Origin of the sequence: Aeoliella fuhlenseeensis, from assembly GCF_052161615.1 — a bacterium.
In the GTDB taxonomy this organism is placed as follows: Bacteria; Planctomycetota; Planctomycetia; order Pirellulales; family Lacipirellulaceae; genus Aeoliella.
Map to the genome: position 1 here is coordinate 1,626,961 of NZ_CP197417.1, position 15,058 is coordinate 1,642,018.

General features: G+C 60.2%; 13 protein-coding genes and 1 tRNA gene. 11 read left to right on the plus strand and 3 right to left on the minus strand.

Annotation, left to right across the window (positions count from 1 at the left end; genetic code table 11):
• Window positions 1-75 precede the first annotated feature (75 nt).
• From SH292x_RS06245 to SH292x_RS06265, 5 genes are read left to right on the plus strand one after another with little or no spacing between them, the layout of a single operon-like run.
• Window positions 76-987: a dihydrodipicolinate synthase family protein gene (locus SH292x_RS06245; RefSeq protein ID WP_442484729.1), complete on the plus strand. Its 912-nt coding sequence runs from the start codon at window positions 76-78 to the stop codon at window positions 985-987.
• 60 nt (window positions 988-1,047) lie between these two features.
• Window positions 1,048-1,926, plus strand: a complete 879-nt coding sequence (locus SH292x_RS06250; protein ID WP_442484730.1) for a GntR family transcriptional regulator — start codon at window positions 1,048-1,050, stop codon at window positions 1,924-1,926.
• A 32-nt stretch (window positions 1,927-1,958) separates the two neighbouring features.
• A complete protein-coding gene (locus tag SH292x_RS06255; RefSeq protein WP_442484731.1) occupies window positions 1,959-3,479 on the plus strand; it encodes an aldehyde dehydrogenase family protein in 1,521 nt (506 codons plus the stop codon).
• Window positions 3,480-3,515: 36 nt separating this feature from the next.
• A complete protein-coding gene (locus tag SH292x_RS06260) occupies window positions 3,516-4,484 on the plus strand; it encodes a proline racemase family protein (RefSeq protein ID WP_442484732.1) in 969 nt (322 codons plus the stop codon).
• Between the two features lie 33 nt (window positions 4,485-4,517).
• Window positions 4,518-5,768: an NAD(P)/FAD-dependent oxidoreductase gene (locus SH292x_RS06265; protein WP_442484733.1), complete on the plus strand. Its 1,251-nt coding sequence runs from the start codon at window positions 4,518-4,520 to the stop codon at window positions 5,766-5,768.
• Window positions 5,769-5,789: 21 nt separating this feature from the next.
• Here SH292x_RS06265 and SH292x_RS06270 read toward each other — a convergent pair.
• Window positions 5,790-5,863: transfer RNA gene (locus SH292x_RS06270), tRNA-Arg, on the minus strand.
• A 161-nt stretch (window positions 5,864-6,024) separates the two neighbouring features.
• Here SH292x_RS06270 and SH292x_RS06275 point away from each other — a divergent pair.
• Both SH292x_RS06275 and SH292x_RS06280 read left to right on the plus strand, forming a co-directional pair.
• The gene (locus tag SH292x_RS06275; RefSeq protein ID WP_442484734.1) at window positions 6,025-6,525 is read left to right on the plus strand and encodes a DUF420 domain-containing protein; all 501 of its coding nucleotides are present in this window, start codon (window positions 6,025-6,027) and stop codon (window positions 6,523-6,525) included.
• Between the two features lie 78 nt (window positions 6,526-6,603).
• Entirely contained in the window at window positions 6,604-7,038 is a 435-nt protein-coding gene (locus SH292x_RS06280) for a hypothetical protein (protein WP_442484735.1), read from the plus strand.
• Window positions 7,039-7,521: 483 nt separating this feature from the next.
• Here SH292x_RS06280 and SH292x_RS06285 read toward each other — a convergent pair whose 3' ends face one another.
• On the minus strand, window positions 7,522-9,066 hold the full coding sequence (locus tag SH292x_RS06285) for a 2-isopropylmalate synthase (protein WP_442484736.1): 1,545 nt from the start codon (window positions 9,064-9,066) through the stop codon (window positions 7,522-7,524).
• A gap of 262 nt (window positions 9,067-9,328) precedes the next feature.
• The gene (locus SH292x_RS06290) at window positions 9,329-9,628 is read right to left on the minus strand and encodes a Rho termination factor N-terminal domain-containing protein (protein ID WP_442484737.1); all 300 of its coding nucleotides are present in this window, start codon (window positions 9,626-9,628) and stop codon (window positions 9,329-9,331) included.
• 153 nt (window positions 9,629-9,781) lie between these two features.
• On the opposite strand from SH292x_RS06290, the gene SH292x_RS06295 reads away from it, so the two are divergent.
• The 4 genes from SH292x_RS06295 to SH292x_RS06310 all read left to right on the plus strand — a co-directional run bounded on the left by SH292x_RS06295 (window position 9,782) and on the right by SH292x_RS06310 (window position 15,023).
• A complete protein-coding gene (locus SH292x_RS06295) occupies window positions 9,782-10,381 on the plus strand; it encodes a hypothetical protein (RefSeq protein ID WP_442484738.1) in 600 nt (199 codons plus the stop codon).
• A 116-nt stretch (window positions 10,382-10,497) separates the two neighbouring features.
• Window positions 10,498-12,894 carry an outer membrane protein assembly factor BamB family protein gene (locus tag SH292x_RS06300; protein WP_442484739.1) on the plus strand — a complete coding sequence of 799 codons (2,397 nt, stop codon included), beginning with the start codon at window positions 10,498-10,500 and terminating at the stop codon, window positions 12,892-12,894.
• A 112-nt stretch (window positions 12,895-13,006) separates the two neighbouring features.
• Entirely contained in the window at window positions 13,007-14,017 is a 1,011-nt protein-coding gene (locus SH292x_RS06305; RefSeq protein WP_442484740.1) for an AAA family ATPase, read from the plus strand.
• Window positions 14,018-14,120: 103 nt separating this feature from the next.
• A complete protein-coding gene (locus SH292x_RS06310) occupies window positions 14,121-15,023 on the plus strand; it encodes a DUF58 domain-containing protein (protein ID WP_442484741.1) in 903 nt (300 codons plus the stop codon).
• Window positions 15,024-15,058: the final 35 nt, after the last annotated feature.

Sequence of the window (15,058 nt, forward strand, 5' to 3'; positions counted from 1 at the left end):
TGTGTACTAAGTCATGTTGGGCGATTCCGTCGCGGCCTCTCCCGGTGACGGCGCTTTTTTCGAAGGAATTCTCTCATGCAAACCAAATGGCACGGCGTGTTTCCCGCCGCGACGACTCAGTTCCGCGGTGATTATTCCGTCGACATCGAAGCGACATTGCGACATCTCGATCTGATGATCGATGGGGGCGTGCACGGCATGATCATGCTGGGCACCGTGGGCGAGAATTGTTCGCTCGCGTTTGATGAAAAAATTGAACTGCTGAAGGCCACCGTTGATCACATAGGTGACCGCATTCCAGTGCTAACCGGCGTGGCCGAGTTCACCACGGCCACGGCGTGCAACTTTGCGGCTGCAGCGGAAGATGCTGGCGTCGATGGCCTGATGGTCCTGCCGGGCATGGTTTACAAGTCGGATCCGCGTGAGACCATCGTCCACTATCGCGCCGTCGCCGACGCCGTGAATCTGCCGATCATGTGCTACAACAACCCCGTGGTTTACGGCGTGGACATCACCCCCGAGATGTTCGCCGAGATGGCCGACGAGCCGAAGTTCGTGGCGATTAAAGAATCGTCGGAAGATACGCGGCGTATCACCGATCTCAAGAATCTTCTTGGCGATCGCTACACGCTGATGTGTGGCGTGGACGATCTGGTGCTCGAAAGCGTGGCGCTCGGCGCCGAGGGGTGGGTATCGGGGCTCGTCAACGCGTTCCCCGCTGAGAATCGGCTGCTTTGGGATCTGGCGATGGCGGGGCGGTATGAAGAAGCTCGTGAAGTTTATCGCTGGTACACGCCGCTGTTGCACCTCGACACGCACGTCAAGTTGGTGCAGTACATCAAGTTGGCGGTGGCCGAAGTCGGTTATGGCTCGGAATTGGTCCGTCCCCCGCGTTTGCCTTTGGCGGAACCGGAACGCTCGCAGATTCTCGAAGTGATTCGCGAAGGCATTCGCACCCGTCCTCGAATCGAGGCGGTAGTGGGGTAGAATGGAGGGACGCAAGTTGCTTGCTCCCAACGTTTCCTGCTAAGAGCCGATAGCCCTCCCATGACTCTCGCCGACTTCATCGTGGCCGACATGCGTTCGCATCTAGATGCGAAAGGAGAACCGCCGTGCAAGTTGACCTACGAGTCTCTGTCGAGGCATTACCAAGTTAGCCTGACGCCTGTCCGCGCGGCGATCGAGCGGCTGGTGGACGAGAAGTACCTCGCTCTGCTAGACAACGGCCGGTTGGAAGTGGCGCCGCGCGGCAAGCGGCGAATGACACGGAAGACGATTGTCGCGCCTACGCCGGTCGATCACGAGAGCAACCTCCGAGACTTCCTCGTGGAGAAAAGTCTCGTTGGAGATCAAAGTTACTTGCGTGAGGAGCAGTTGGCCGCGACGTTTGGTATCGGGCGGACCGTACTGCGCCCCATTTTAAGTCGGTTGGTTGGCAGTGGCGTGCTCGAGCACGTGCCGCGCTGCGGTTGGCGGCCTCGCCCTTATGACGCCCGCGACTTGCAGCAGTACTTGGAAGTGCGTGAGCTGCTGGAGCCCCATGCATTGGATCAGGCGTACCCGCTGCTCGATCGTGAGGTGCTCGAAGAACTGCTCGCGCAGAATCAGTCGGGCGTGCTCGGCAAGACGGGCGACCTCGATAACAACTTGCACGGCTACTGGGTTCGCTTGGCGGACAATCGATTCACGGCCGAATTGCTGATGCAGCAAGCAGCGTACCACACACGGCTGCTCGACTACGCGGCCCCCGCCGCAGACGTGGTCAGCCAGATGGCGGCGCAGCACTGCGATATCCTTACCGAACTTTTGGCGGGGCGGAGGGTGTCGGCCCGGCGAGCGCTCGTCGATCACATCCGCGCCCAAAAGCCGATTGTCGAAACACTCATTGAGAAACTACGGAGCTCGCGGGCGAAACGCACAGGTTAAGTATCCTGTCGCAGACGCGAAGCGAAAGTCGAATGAATATGCAGAAAGTCCTTCTAGCTGGCGAGTGGCGTGAAGCGAACGCTTCGAGTGAACTTCGCGCTCACGATCCACACACCGGCGAGGCGATTGGCGATTCGTTTCCCGTCAGTACTTGGGACGATTGCGATACGGCGCTTCGCGCAGCGGAGGAAGCCGCGAGCGAGCTCGAACTGGTCGACGATGGTGCTATTGCCTCGTTCTTCGACGCGTACGCCGTGGCCATCGAAGCAAATGCCGAAGAACTTAGCGAGCTCGCGAGTGCCGAGACAGCCCTCGCGTACAGTCCGCGGCTGAAAGATGTCGAGCTGCCCCGCACGACCGCCCAGCTTCGCAAAGCGGCTAGCGCGGTCCGCGACGGAGCGTGGCGCGAAGTGGTACACGACACCGAGGCGAACATTCATCGATGCTACGGCCCGCTTGGTCCGGTGCTGGTGATCGGGCCGAACAATTTTCCGTTTGCGTTCAACGCTATTTCAGGGGGCGACTTCGTGGCCGCCATCGCCGCGGGCAATCCGGTGATCGCGAAAGCGCATCCCGCCCACCCCGGCACGTCGCGCCTGCTCGCCGAACTCGCCCATAAAGCCGTGCTCGAATGCGGGCTGCCTGCCGCCACGGTGCAGATGCTGTATCACATGGCACCCGAGTATGGCCTTCGCATGGTTGCCGATCCTCGATTGGCTGCCGTGGCTTTCACCGGCAGTCGACCAGCAGGCGTAGCGATCAAGGCCGCAGCAGACGCCGCCGGTAAGCCGAGCTACCTCGAAATGTCGAGCGTGAATCCTGTGTTCGTGCTTCCTGGCGCCATCGCGGAGCGTGGCGACGAGCTCGCGGCCGAACTCGCTGGTAGCGTGCTCCTGGGTAGTGGGCAGTTCTGTACTTGTCCGAATTTATTCGTGATTCGCGCGGGAGCGGATGCCGATCGATTTGTCGATGGCGTACGGACAAAGTTCGAGTCGCAAGCGTCAGCACCTCTGCTGGCGGCGAGCGCGACGAAGTCGCTGGGCACAGCCGTGGAGCGACTCGTGGCCGCCGGTGCGAAAGTGCTTACGGGGGGAAAGAAGGTTGATGGTCCCGGTTATCGATTTGCCAACACACTGCTGGAAGTGAGCGGTAGACAATTCCTCGCGAATCCCGATGCTCTGCAAACCGAAGGGTTTGGTCCCGCGACCTTGGCAGTGGTGGTCGAGAACGACGCCGAGATGCTCGAAGTTGCACGGGCCATCGAAGGAAGCTTGACCGGGGCCATCTATTCCGCAAAGCAGTACGGAGACGATGAGCTTGCACGGGAACTCACGCGGGTGCTGCGTCGACGCGTGGGGCGACTGCTCAATGACAAGATGCCGACGGGCGTGGCCGTGTCGCCTGCGATGAATCATGGCGGGCCATTTCCCGCCACGGGGCACCCCGGATTTACGGCGGTGGGCCTCCCCGGTTCGATCCGCCGCTTTGCCAAGCTCGACTGCTACGATAACGTGCGACCCGAGCGATTGCCCGCCTGTTTGCGGACGTCGTAGTCGATTTACAAGAGCCCTCGCCGAGAGAAACTCAACTTGGACTTTGCCTTAAAAGTGATTGATTCGCACACCGGCGGCGAGCCAACGCGGGTGGTGTACGAAGGCGTGCCGTCGCTTGGCGGGGGCGACATGCGTTCGCGGCGCGAAGCGCTCGCGAGCGGGGCCGATTGGGTTCGCACGAGCTTGACGCTCGAACCACGTGGAGCTGCGTGGATGGTCGGCGCGGTACTCGAGAAGCCTGTGAACCCCCAATGCGAAGCGGGGATCATCTTTTTCAACAACGAGGGATACCTCGGCATGTGTGGCCACGGGCTCATTGGCGTCGTAGCGACGCTTAAGTACCTGGGACGCATTACGGCGGGCCGGCATCGTTTCGAAACCCCCGTGGGCGAAGTCGCCGCGACGTTGCTCGCTGACGGCCGTGTGGAGTTTGATAACGTCACCAGTTATCGATTGCAGAAGGATGCTGCCATCGAAGTGCCCGGTCGCGGGGTGGTGAAGGGAGACATCGCGTTTGGTGGCAACTGGTTTTTCCTCACGAAGGAATCGGAGCTCAACTCGCTTTCAGTCCCCGAATTGATGGATCGCGCTGTTCGAATTCGTGAGTCACTGGAAGCCAATAGCATCACGGGCGCGGACGGAGCGTTGATCGACCATATTGAACTCGTCGGGCCGCCGAGTGATTCGAGCGTAGCGAACTCAAGGAACTTTGTGCTTTGTCCAGGCCGCGAGTTCGATCGTTCGCCGTGCGGCACCGGGCTGAGCGCGAAGCTCGCCTGCCTGGCAGCCGACGGAGTGATTGCCCCGGGCGAGCCGTGGGTGATGGAGTCGATCGTTGGAAGTCGCTTTACGGGAAGCTATCGCGTGGTCGAAGGTGGAGTCGTTCCGACCGTATGCGGACAAGCCTTTGTCACTGCCGAGACGACGGTAGTCGTCGACCCGGCGGATCCGTACCGGTTTGGTTTCAAAAGTGCGCCGGACGATGTGTCTTCGGTGCCCGCTTAGTTTTCTTCGTATCCGATTGTGAGTGGACGCGACATGTCGAAACCGACCACTGCTATTGTTATCGGAGGGGGGCTCGTCGGATGTTCGGCGGCGTACTACCTCGCCAAGCGAGGCTGGCAGGTTCGACTGCTGGAGCGCGACCAACTCGGTAGCGGTGCCTCGCTCGGCAACTGCGGTTATGTTTGCCCGAGCCACGTGCTACCTCTCGCGGCTCCGGGTGCGGTTGGTAGTACGCTGCGAACGATGATGCGCGGCGACTCGCCGATCGCGGTGAGCATGCCACCGAGCTTAGGACTGCTCGACTGGTCTCGAAAGTTTATGGGCAAGTGCAACAAGGCGTCGATGGAGCGGGCATCGGCTGGTCGCCATGCGCTGCTGGTCTCGTCGATGCAACTTTATCGCGAGATGGTCGCCAGCGAAGCGATGCACTGCCAGTGGCAGGATAAAGGCCTTCTGCTCGTCTTCAGTTCCGCCAAAGAGTACGACGCCTACGGCGCTACCGCCACGGTGCTCCGCGATCAATACGGTATCGCCATGTCCGAGCATGCCGGTGAAGCGGTACGCGAGCTCGACCCCGCGCTACGCTCGGGGCTCGCCGGTGGCTGGTTGTGCGAAGGAGACTCGCATTTGCATCCGGGCAAATTGCTTTCGGCGTTTCGCGAAGTGCTCGAGAGACTCGGCGTCGAGATTGTCGAGCAGGTCAAAGTCGAGCGCGTTGTCGTCGATCGAGGGAAGGTGACACGGATTGTCACTTCGGCGGGGGACGAATCAGCCGACAGCTACGTACTCGCCGCGGGAGTGAACTCGCCGGTGTTCGCGAAGTCGCTCGGCTGCACGATTCCCATTCAGCCGGGCAAGGGGTACTCACTCACCATGCCGGCGGTCGCTGGGGGTCCGACGCGGCCGATGATTTTCGAAGAGCATCACGTGGCGGTGACGCCCTTCGATGGCGAGGTTCGCATCGGCTCGACCATGGAACTGGGTAGCCACGACCTTCGAGCGAACCCCAAGCGGCTGGCGCTGCTGATGAAGTCGGCGCGGGCGCATCTGGCGGTTTGCCCCGACGAGGCCGGCGTCGAGCCTTGGGTGGGGCTGCGTCCCATGACTTACGACGATTTGCCCTGCATCGACCGCAGTCCGGCGGCCAGCAACGTGATTGTCGCCGCGGGCCACGGGATGATTGGTGTGAGCACCGCCCCCGCGACGGGGCTTTTGGCAGCCGAGATGCTGTCGGGCGAAGAACCGCACCTCGACGTACAGCCTTATCGGCTGAGCCGCTTCTAAATGGCGGCCCGCAAGAAAAAGTACCCCAGACTGGATTCGAACCAGTAACCTCTGCCTTCGGAGGGCAGCGCGCTATCCAATTGCGCCACTGGGGCTCGCGATCCTACAGGCTAGCTTTTGCGGGCCGGTATCGCAATCCGGTGGCGGGCAGATATTGGACGCTCGGGTCTCCGATCGGGAGAAATGTGGGCTGTGTCCTTGCCGCTAACTGCCCTAAAATCCGGGGGCGACTAAATGACTGAGCTTAGGGGACCTTATGGAATTTTCCGGCGTTGATGGATTTCTGGGCACGCGAGCGTCCATCATGCTTGACGTGGTGTTCCTGGCGATGTTCGCCGTGGTGCCGGTGATGGTAGCGAGCATCGCGCTGGCCCGCTACCGAAACGACTTCACCTGGCACAAGCGGATTCAGCTCACGCTCGCGATTGTCCTGGCGGTAGCCGTGCTGGCGTTCGAGATCGACATGCGATTCTTTACGAACTGGGCCGAGCGAGCCGCGCCGTCGCCGTATTTCAACTCGGCTTCGAAGTGGACCTCACCGGTCGGCATCTCGCTGCTGGTACACCTCTGCTTCGCGATCCCCACGGCATTCATCTGGATCTACGTCGTCAGCGGCGCGATCCGGCACTTCCCCGTACCACCAACCCCCAACAGTTACAGCGCGAGGCACAAATTCTGGGGACGCGTCGCCGCGATCGAGATGACGATGACGGCGATTACAGGGTGGGTGTTTTATTATTTGGCGTTTGTGGCGTGAGGGGTTCCCGCGGTTTGATAGCGTATATATTATCCACTTGTGACGAATCGCCGTTCCGCTGGCGGAGAGGACGAATGTATGGGTGCTGCGTATTTTGTCGTCCTCAACATCGATGATCCCGGCTTCGACTCGACCGTCGATGGCAAGGCACTATCTCGACATTCGGCGCAGGTCGACGCTATTGCCACCAAGCTGGGCTTCAAGTCACTGAATGAGTACTGCAGCTTATCACAGGTCGACGCTCGCGCGATGATGGCCGATCTGATGGCACTGGAAGACGAATACAATCTTCCGTCCAATGCTGAAGAGACGCTGGCGAAAATGCCACCAGAGGTGTGGTATGACGCCGATCACGGAATTGATTATGCGAAACAAGTGGCGGACCGTATTCGTGAAGCTCCGGAATCCGTAAGGGACGCCGAGGCGATACTCTGCGATCTGGATACAATGCTAACTGTGCTCCTTCAAGCTAAAGATCGCGAACTTAAGTGGCATCTACACGTCGACTTCTAATCAAATGGAGCGTGCTGCGAGCCAGCGATCCAAGCGTTCCACTCGGGTGAACGGCGGCATCCGTACCGCCTCCAGCCTCACTAGTTCTACGGTTTAGAACTTTATGGTCTGCCGACATCTTGAAGAGTTGGAACGCTCAATTATCGCAGCGGGATACTCCTCCACTTTTCGCGGACAAGCTTGGTCAAAAAAATGTCGCGAGTGGGTGTATTTCGATTGCGTGCTGAACATACCCGTAATTCGCGAAAAGTATGATCTCAGGACGTGCAGGGACCACGCTAACGAAGATTCTAAGAGCGGCACTGAAATGGGATTTGTCTGCGACGAATGCAAGGACGCAATCATGGGGATTCATCCGAAGGACGGCGGTGGGAAGCCTTGGTTTCCGTACCGATAGCTTAAGCTTTGTCGCCACCGCAGCGCTACCACTAATCGTTGGTAGGGAATTTCCTCCGAGTCCTCCGTGGTTCAACCGAACGGCCGTCACACCGTATCCCGATACGAAACCTGCGGCGGTTGTCCCGCGGACATTAGTACGCGGTTCGTGGCGTTGAGGAACGCCAGGGTGCTTGCTTCGACGGTGTCGGTCGAGACGCCGCGGCCTCGGAAGACGCGGCCGTCGTATTCGACTTCGATGGTCGACTCACCCTGGGCGTCCTTACCTTGGCTCACGCTGTGGACGCGGTAGTCGCGGACCACGACCTGGATGCCGGTGATCTTTTCGATGACGCGGAACAGGGCGTCGAGCGGTCCGTCGCCGCCGAAGAACGTGTCGGTCTGCTTTTCGTCGCCACGACTGAGCGTGACGGTGGCCGACGGAATGCCATCGGCTTCGAGCCGGAGCTCGTACCGCACCAGCTTCCAGCGATCACTTGCCGAGCTGGCTCGCTTTTCGATCAAAGCGGCGATGTCCGAGTCGTAGACTTCCTTCTTCTTATCGGCGAGTTTCTTGAACGCCTCAAAAACCTCTTGCAGCTTGTCCCCCTCCAAGTGGTAGCCGAGAGCAAGGGCGCGGTCGGCAAGTGCCGCGCGGCCGCTGTGTTTGCCGAGCACGAGGTCGGTTTTCTTGAAGCCAACGTCTTCGGGCCGCATGATCTCGTAGGTCGTGGGATTCTTGAGCATCCCGTCTTGGTGGATGCCCGCCTCGTGGGCGAACGCGTTGCGGCCAACGATCGCCTTGTTCCGCTGCACTTCCATGCCCGTGACGCTCGTAAGCAGCCGGCTGGCGGGGACGAGCCGCGTGGTGTCGATCCGCGTGGTCTTATTGAAATAGTCGCTACGGGTGCGGAGTGCCATGACGATCTCTTCGAGCGAGCAGTTACCGGCCCGCTCGCCGATGCCATTGATGGTGCATTCCACCTGTCCTGCACCGTTCTCGATCGCCGCCAAGCTGTTGGCTACGGCGAGCCCGAGATCGTTGTGGCAGTGGACGCTGATCACCGCCTTGTCGATGTTCGGCACGCGATTCACCAGATCGCGAATCACGCCACCCATGTGCGCGGGGGTCGCGTAGCCAACCGTGTCGGGAATGTTCACCGTGGTGGCACCCGCTTTGATGGCGGCCTCGACGACTTGGCAGAGGAAGTCGGGCTCGGTCCGCGCGGCGTCCTCGGGGCTGAACTCGATGTTCGATGTGTGCATCTTGGCCCGCTCGACACCGGCGATGGCCCGCTGGATGATTTCATCCTTGCCCATCTTCAGCTTGAACTCGCGATGGATCGCGCTGGTGGCGAGGAACACATGAATGCGTGGGTCCTCGGCAACCTTGAGTGCTTCGCCCGCCCGATCGATGTCCTTGTCGTTGCACCGCGCAAGACCACAGATGGTGACACCGCGAACCTCGCGAGCGATGGCCTGCACCGCCTCGAAGTCACCCGGCGATGCGATGGGAAAGCCCGCCTCGATCACGTCGACCTTCAGGTCCACTAGCGCCTGGGCGACCTCCAGCTTTTCAGCAAGATTCATGCTGCAACCAGGAGACTGTTCGCCGTCGCGGAGCGTGGTGTCGAAGATAACGATGTTGTTCATGGAGGTGAGGACGGGGCTGGAGTGAGGAAGTGCTGGCTATCAACAAAAAAACCCCGAGGCGGTGAGGCCTCAGGGTTTGGAGATTGCAATCATAAGTGTGCAAGGACCCTAAGGCGTGCTCGGAGCAAGCAGTAGTAGAGCCAAGCTTAGGAGGTTCTTGCTGTTCATGTCTGTAGCGTAACTGACCCGCCGGCCCGGGTCAAGGTTCGTCCCGGCGGTATGCAGACGGCAGATTTCCGATTTTTCGCTACATTTCGCGGGGCTAGCGCCGCTTGCGAATGGCCGCGATCAGCTGGTCCTTCTTCATATTGCTCCGGCCCTCGATGTCCATCTCCGACGCCATGTTGCGAAGCTCCTGAACGGTTCGATCTTCCAGGCGATTGTTGGGGTTGCCGGTCCCTTGGGTTTCTTTGTTGGGGGTACGACCCTCGGTGCGACGCTGTTTGTTGACGGTGCGAGCGGCGATCTCTTCGGCACGCTCCTCGCTCCGCCCTCGCTCCATAGCGCTCTTCTTAACGTGGTCGTACTGACGTTCGTCTTTGTCGGTCCATGCTTGAGGCATCGATGGCTCCTTTCTTGACGTGAGTTGGAACGCAGAGCGTCGAGGGACGCACCACGAGGTGTGCAATCGCTGCAAATCGCAAGCCGGAGAAGTAGAATGGAATGAGGAGTTTGCCCGTTGCTTGCCCATTCGCTGCTAACCAGAAATCTCCCAATGCCCGGAAAGTCTATCCTCGCCCATCACCTGATTTGGACTCTCTATGGCCACTGGTTACCGAACGACCCCCGTGGCAGCGGGAGTTCCAGTTTCATCGACGAGAAGCTTGCACCGCTGGGCGAGATTCACCGAGGTCGAAAACCCGACAGCGAGCAGCCCTCCAGGAGCGAATTGCGTACGTTCCAGCGGCGTGCAGAACCTTTGCTGACCCACCAGCGATTTTGGATCGACACGACTCTAAGGGATACTGTTGCCACCTCACTCGCGGAAGCCATTTCCAAGTACAACTACACGGTCTGGGCATGCGCGGTGCTGTCCAATCACATGCACATGGTGATCCGCCGCCACCGCGACGATGCGATGACCATGTGGCTGAATATCGCTGATCGTCTTCGGATCGATCTCCAGCAGGCTGCGGGCATCGATGCAGGGCACCCGGTGTGGGCTGATCGACCTTATAAAGTGTTTCTGTTTAGTCCCGAGGACATTCGCATTCGAGTGAAGTACGTGGAGCAAAATCCGGAGAAGGAGGGACTGCCGCCGCAGAGGTGTGCCTTCGTGAAGGAGTACAATGGTTGGCCTTTTCATAAGAGGTGACGCCTCATGCTTCGCGGCGAAGAGGCGAAGCCATGGGAGAACTGCTTGGAAACTTTGTGATTCGCTGAGTTTCGCGTACCTAACCCTTCCCCACGCCACTCTGATATAATCCCCGCATGTACCGATTGCTTGCACTTCTGACATGCCTTGGAGTCGCGCCGGCGATGGCGCAGGGGGTCGACTTTTTTACAGGCGCGCCCGCGGCGCCGGCTGAAGCCCGGGTGCTATCGGTGCCGAGCACGGTGGAGCGGGAGCTAGCGCAGATCGACGTGCTGATCGAAGCGGCCGCGTGGGACGAAGCGGTCGATGCAATGCTGAAGTTCGTAATCGCACCGTCGCACGAGGTGATCGATCTTGGCGGTGGGCACTTTGTGCCCGTGGCGTTTGCCGCGCAATCACGCATCGCCCGCTGGCCCGCCGAAGCGATCGCCGTCTACCGCAAGCGAGTGGATAACACGGCCCAGAGTTTGTACCAGCGCGGTATCGACGGACATGACGCAAACGCATTGTTGGCCGTCGTCGATCAGTACCGCGCGAGTAGCTTTGGAGACGACGCCCTCCTCGCCCTTGCTGACTTCGCGCTCGAAGCTGGCGCTACGAACCAGGCTCGAGGGTACTTGTTGCAGATCGCTCCTGGAGCGAGTGCTCCCGATGGCCGACCTTGGGGGGTGGCGCTTGCGGGATTGAATCTGAACGACCAATCGGTGCGAGATGCGATCGCTACGCAAGTGGCGAAGCCGCAAGTTGGTGACCAAGCAGACTCCGTTTACCCCGATACCGACCTGCTCGTCGCCGACATCTTCGCCCGGTTGGCGATGGTGTCCATTCGCGAGCGGAATATTGAACGGGCCGAACGCGAGCTCGCCGTGCTGCGGCTCACGTTCCCTGACGCTTCGGGATTGATTGGTGGGCGCGAGTCGAATCTTGCCGATGCGATTGCGAGCGCGCTCGATGCCGCGCGCAACTGGCCGTCACCAAATGTCGAAGGAGATTGGCCCACTTACGGAGGTTCACCAGCGCGCGGCGGAGTTGCCCCTGCGATCGGCGAGCTCTACGGCACCGTGTGGCAACGCGAACTGACGGCACCCGATGTTGGCCTTCGCCCGAACAACACCGAGTTGTGGCTGAATGGTAATCGCCTGATGCAACGAGTCGTCCCACCGCCGCGGAAAACGTTTACCTACCCGCTCGTGTCCGATCATGCTGTCGTTTGGAAGGACAACGGCCAATGGCTCGCCGCCCGGGTTTCGGACGGCAAACCTTTGTTTGGTGATGCGGGAGTGCTCGACGGAAAGAAACGCCAACAGCCAGTCGATACCCGGGTGAGCCGACCGGGTGTGAACCGTGAAGCAATTGCTGTTCAGCAAGGTAATGTGATTATTGGTGGCAACGCCCAGATTCAAATTCGCGTCAACAATGGACCGCCAATCATTCAGGGCGGCCGCGCGGTGTTCGGCGACATCGGTCCGACGCCTGCCGAGGTAACGCTAGAGAAAGTACCGCTGGCGATGGCGGACGACGAGCTGCTGTATGTCCTGTCCGACACCTCGGCCGCCGGCGTGATCTACAGTCCCAATGCACCCCCGCCGGCCAAACGGCTGCTTGCGCTCGACCTGGGTGCCGAGGGGAAGCATCGCGTGGAAATCGCTCCCGAGAAGGGGCTGCGAATCAGCGGCCCGCCGGTGGTGATCGACCAACGGGTGTACGTACCCGTTCGCGACAGTGCGGCGGGTGGTCGTGTGGCGATTGCTTGCTATGTCCGCACCACAGGTCGGCAACTTTGGCAGGCGCCGGTGGCGTCGATGATCGGGGAGACGGAACCCGCGGAGACCGACCTAATCGTCTATGGCGAGGGAATGTTGTACCTGCCCACCGACGGTGGTGTAATCACTGCGGTCCGCGCCAGCGATGGCCAAGTGATGTGGGCCCGCACCTACCAGCGTGGCACTACGACCGAGCCCAACGATCTGTCGCAAGTCGCAACGCGCGAGCGTGGTGCGTACTTGCTCGCCGACGGTACGCTCATCTGTGGTCCAGCAGATGCGGCGAGTCTCTTCGCACTCGACCCCATAACCGGTCGTGTTCTGTGGGAGAATCGCGAGGCGTGGGACATCGAGCAATTGCTGGGAGTGGTCGAGGGGCGACTCGTCGCGACCGGCCGCCAGCTCTGGTTGATCGATCCCACGAGCGGTCGGACCCAGTTCGCCTGGCCCGACAACGCGGCGGCGAACATCACCGGCAGCGGCCGCGGCTGCATCGCGGGAAGCGAAATTTTCTGGCCCACGAAAGAGCACGTCTACGCCTTCGACGCTAAGACTGCCCAGCAATCACGAACCCCGATTTCGCTAGAAGATGTAGACCTAGTTGGCGGCGCGAACTTGATTCCGTGCAGCGAAGGCCTGATCGTTGCTACCGAGAAACACCTGACCCTACTCGGCAAACCGCTAGCCGCCAAACAGCCTGCGGAACCGGCCAAGCCGGCGCTATCCTTCTGGCGACCTCCGGTGGAGTAGGGAATTCACGGCGAATAATCTATGATGGCCGGACGAGTTAGCGAGTTGCAGTAATTGCACAGCGTCAGGTTGGCGAAAGTTTCCTCCGCTTCCACCCCTAGAAAACTGAAACATGCTCGGCGACAACGACCTCGACAATATCAAACATCTGGGGCAGGCCTATCATCGGCTTTCGAGCGAGCTTGGCAAGGTGATCGTCGGGCAGCACGAAGTGGTTGAGCAATTGCTAATCGCCATGTTCGCGCGAGGACATTGCCTGCTGGTGGGCGTGCCAGGGCTTGCGAAGACGTTGCTCATCCGCACGCTTTCCGACGCGCTGTCGCTGAAGTTCAGCCGTGTGCAGTTCACCCCTGACCTGATGCCTGCCGACATCACCGGCACCGAAGTCATCCAGGAAGACAAATCGACCGGCGTGCGTGAGTTTCGGTTCCTCGAAGGTCCGTTGTTCGCCAACATCGTTCTGGCCGACGAAATCAATCGCACACCACCAAAGACGCAAGCCGCGCTCCTCGAAGCGATGCAGGAGAAGCAGATCACGGTAGGCGGTAAGCGATACACACTACCTGAACCTTTCTTCGTGCTCGCCACCCAAAATCCCATCGAGCAGGAAGGGACCTACCCGCTACCCGAAGCGCAGCTCGACCGGTTCATGTTCATGGTGAAAGTCGATTATCCCGACGCCGACGAAGAACTAGCGATCGTCAAACAAACTACCGCCGACTTCGAAGCCAAGGTGACCGAGGCCCTCACGGCCGAGGAGATTCTGAGCCTCAGCCACGTGGTCCGCCGCGTGCCAATCGCCGATCACTTGGCGAAGTACGCGATTGCGATTGTCCGCAAGACACGTGCAGCGAAGGGAGAAGGAGACCCCATGGTGGCGAAGTACGTCAGCTGGGGTGCCGGCCCGCGAGCGAGTCAGTACCTGGTGCTGGCCGCCAAAGCCCGCGCGGCGCTAGCCGGTCGCCACTGCGTCGAGCGCGAGGACTTGGTAGCCGTCGCGGCCCCCGTGCTCCGGCACCGCCTGATTACGAACTTCAACGCCGAAGCGGATCGGATCACCTCGGATGATGTGATTGAGCATTTGGTGAAGACGACGAGCGTCGAAGCCGAGTCGGCGGCTTAAGCGTTGTTAACGACGGAAATCCGTGCTCTCTGCGGCGAATCCTCCCTTCGCACTGCGAAAAGGCAAGCATTAGGCTAACTTCCCGTAACGAACAACGCAGCGTATGCCCGACACCCTCAATTACCTCGACCCTGTAGTGCTCGCCGAGCTGGAAGGGTTGCAGTTGCGCGCGACGCGAATCGTTGAAGGGTACGTGTCGGGGCTTCATCGCAGTCCGTATCAGGGGTTTAGCGTTGAGTTCGCAGAGCACCGAGAGTATGCACCGGGGGACGACCTGCGGTACGTCGACTGGAAGGTGTTTGGCAAGACCGACAAAGTCTACTTAAAGCAGTACGAGGAAGAGACAAACCTCATCTGCTACTTGGTGCTCGATACCAGCGAGAGCATGCAGTACCGCAGCGAGTCGGCGGCGATGAGCAAGCTCGACTATGCCCGCTGCGCCGCGGCGTCCCTCGCCTACATGGTCATCCGACAGCAGGATAGCGTGGGGCTGGTGACGTTCGACGACTCGGTGCGGCAGCTGGTGCGTCCCAGTTCGAGTGCTACGCACTTGTCCCAGATCGTGCAAGTATTGGAGGCGAGCGACGGCCCCCGCAAAACGCAAACAGGCCCCATCTTTCACGAGCTGGCCGAGCGATTTACACGGCGGGGGATTGTCTTCATCCTCAGCGACTTGTTCGACGATGCCGACCAGATGCTCGCGGGGCTCAAGCACTTTCGCCATCGCCGGCACGACGTGGTGGTGCTCCACACGCTTGACCCCGCAGAACTCGATTTCCCGTTCCAGCAAGCCACCATGTTTCACGGGCTGGAGCAGCTTGGAGACTTGCTCGTCGAACCGGCCCAGCTTCGCCGCGCGTACAAGGAAGAGATCAACCGCTTCACGCAGAAAGTGCGCACCGGTTGCCTCGCCCAGGGTGCCGACTACGTGCAAGTCCGCACCGACCAACCGCTCGATATCGCCCTCACAACCTACCTGGCTCACCGACGAAAGCGCAATCGTTAGTGGCTATTGCCTTTCCTTTCATTCTCTCCCGTGTC

Excerpts from the sequence above, each read along its gene's own strand:
- SH292x_RS06245 (WP_442484729.1), top strand. The coding sequence starts at position 76 with ATGCAAACCAAATGGCACGGCGTGTTTCCCGCCGCGACGACTCAGTTC.
- SH292x_RS06250 (WP_442484730.1), top strand. The coding sequence starts at position 1,048 with ATGACTCTCGCCGACTTCATCGTGGCCGACATGCGTTCGCATCTAGAT.
- SH292x_RS06255 (WP_442484731.1), top strand. The coding sequence starts at position 1,959 with ATGAATATGCAGAAAGTCCTTCTAGCTGGCGAGTGGCGTGAAGCGAAC.
- SH292x_RS06265 (WP_442484733.1), top strand. The coding sequence starts at position 4,518 with ATGTCGAAACCGACCACTGCTATTGTTATCGGAGGGGGGCTCGTCGGA.
- SH292x_RS06275 (WP_442484734.1), top strand. The coding sequence starts at position 6,025 with ATGGAATTTTCCGGCGTTGATGGATTTCTGGGCACGCGAGCGTCCATC.
- SH292x_RS06280 (WP_442484735.1), top strand. The coding sequence starts at position 6,604 with ATGGGTGCTGCGTATTTTGTCGTCCTCAACATCGATGATCCCGGCTTC.
- SH292x_RS06285 (WP_442484736.1), bottom strand. The coding sequence starts at position 9,066 with ATGAACAACATCGTTATCTTCGACACCACGCTCCGCGACGGCGAACAG.
- SH292x_RS06290 (WP_442484737.1), bottom strand. The coding sequence starts at position 9,628 with ATGCCTCAAGCATGGACCGACAAAGACGAACGTCAGTACGACCACGTT.
- SH292x_RS06295 (WP_442484738.1), top strand. The coding sequence starts at position 9,782 with ATGCCCGGAAAGTCTATCCTCGCCCATCACCTGATTTGGACTCTCTAT.
- SH292x_RS06300 (WP_442484739.1), top strand. The coding sequence starts at position 10,498 with ATGTACCGATTGCTTGCACTTCTGACATGCCTTGGAGTCGCGCCGGCG.
- SH292x_RS06305 (WP_442484740.1), top strand. The coding sequence starts at position 13,007 with ATGCTCGGCGACAACGACCTCGACAATATCAAACATCTGGGGCAGGCC.
- SH292x_RS06310 (WP_442484741.1), top strand. The coding sequence starts at position 14,121 with ATGCCCGACACCCTCAATTACCTCGACCCTGTAGTGCTCGCCGAGCTG.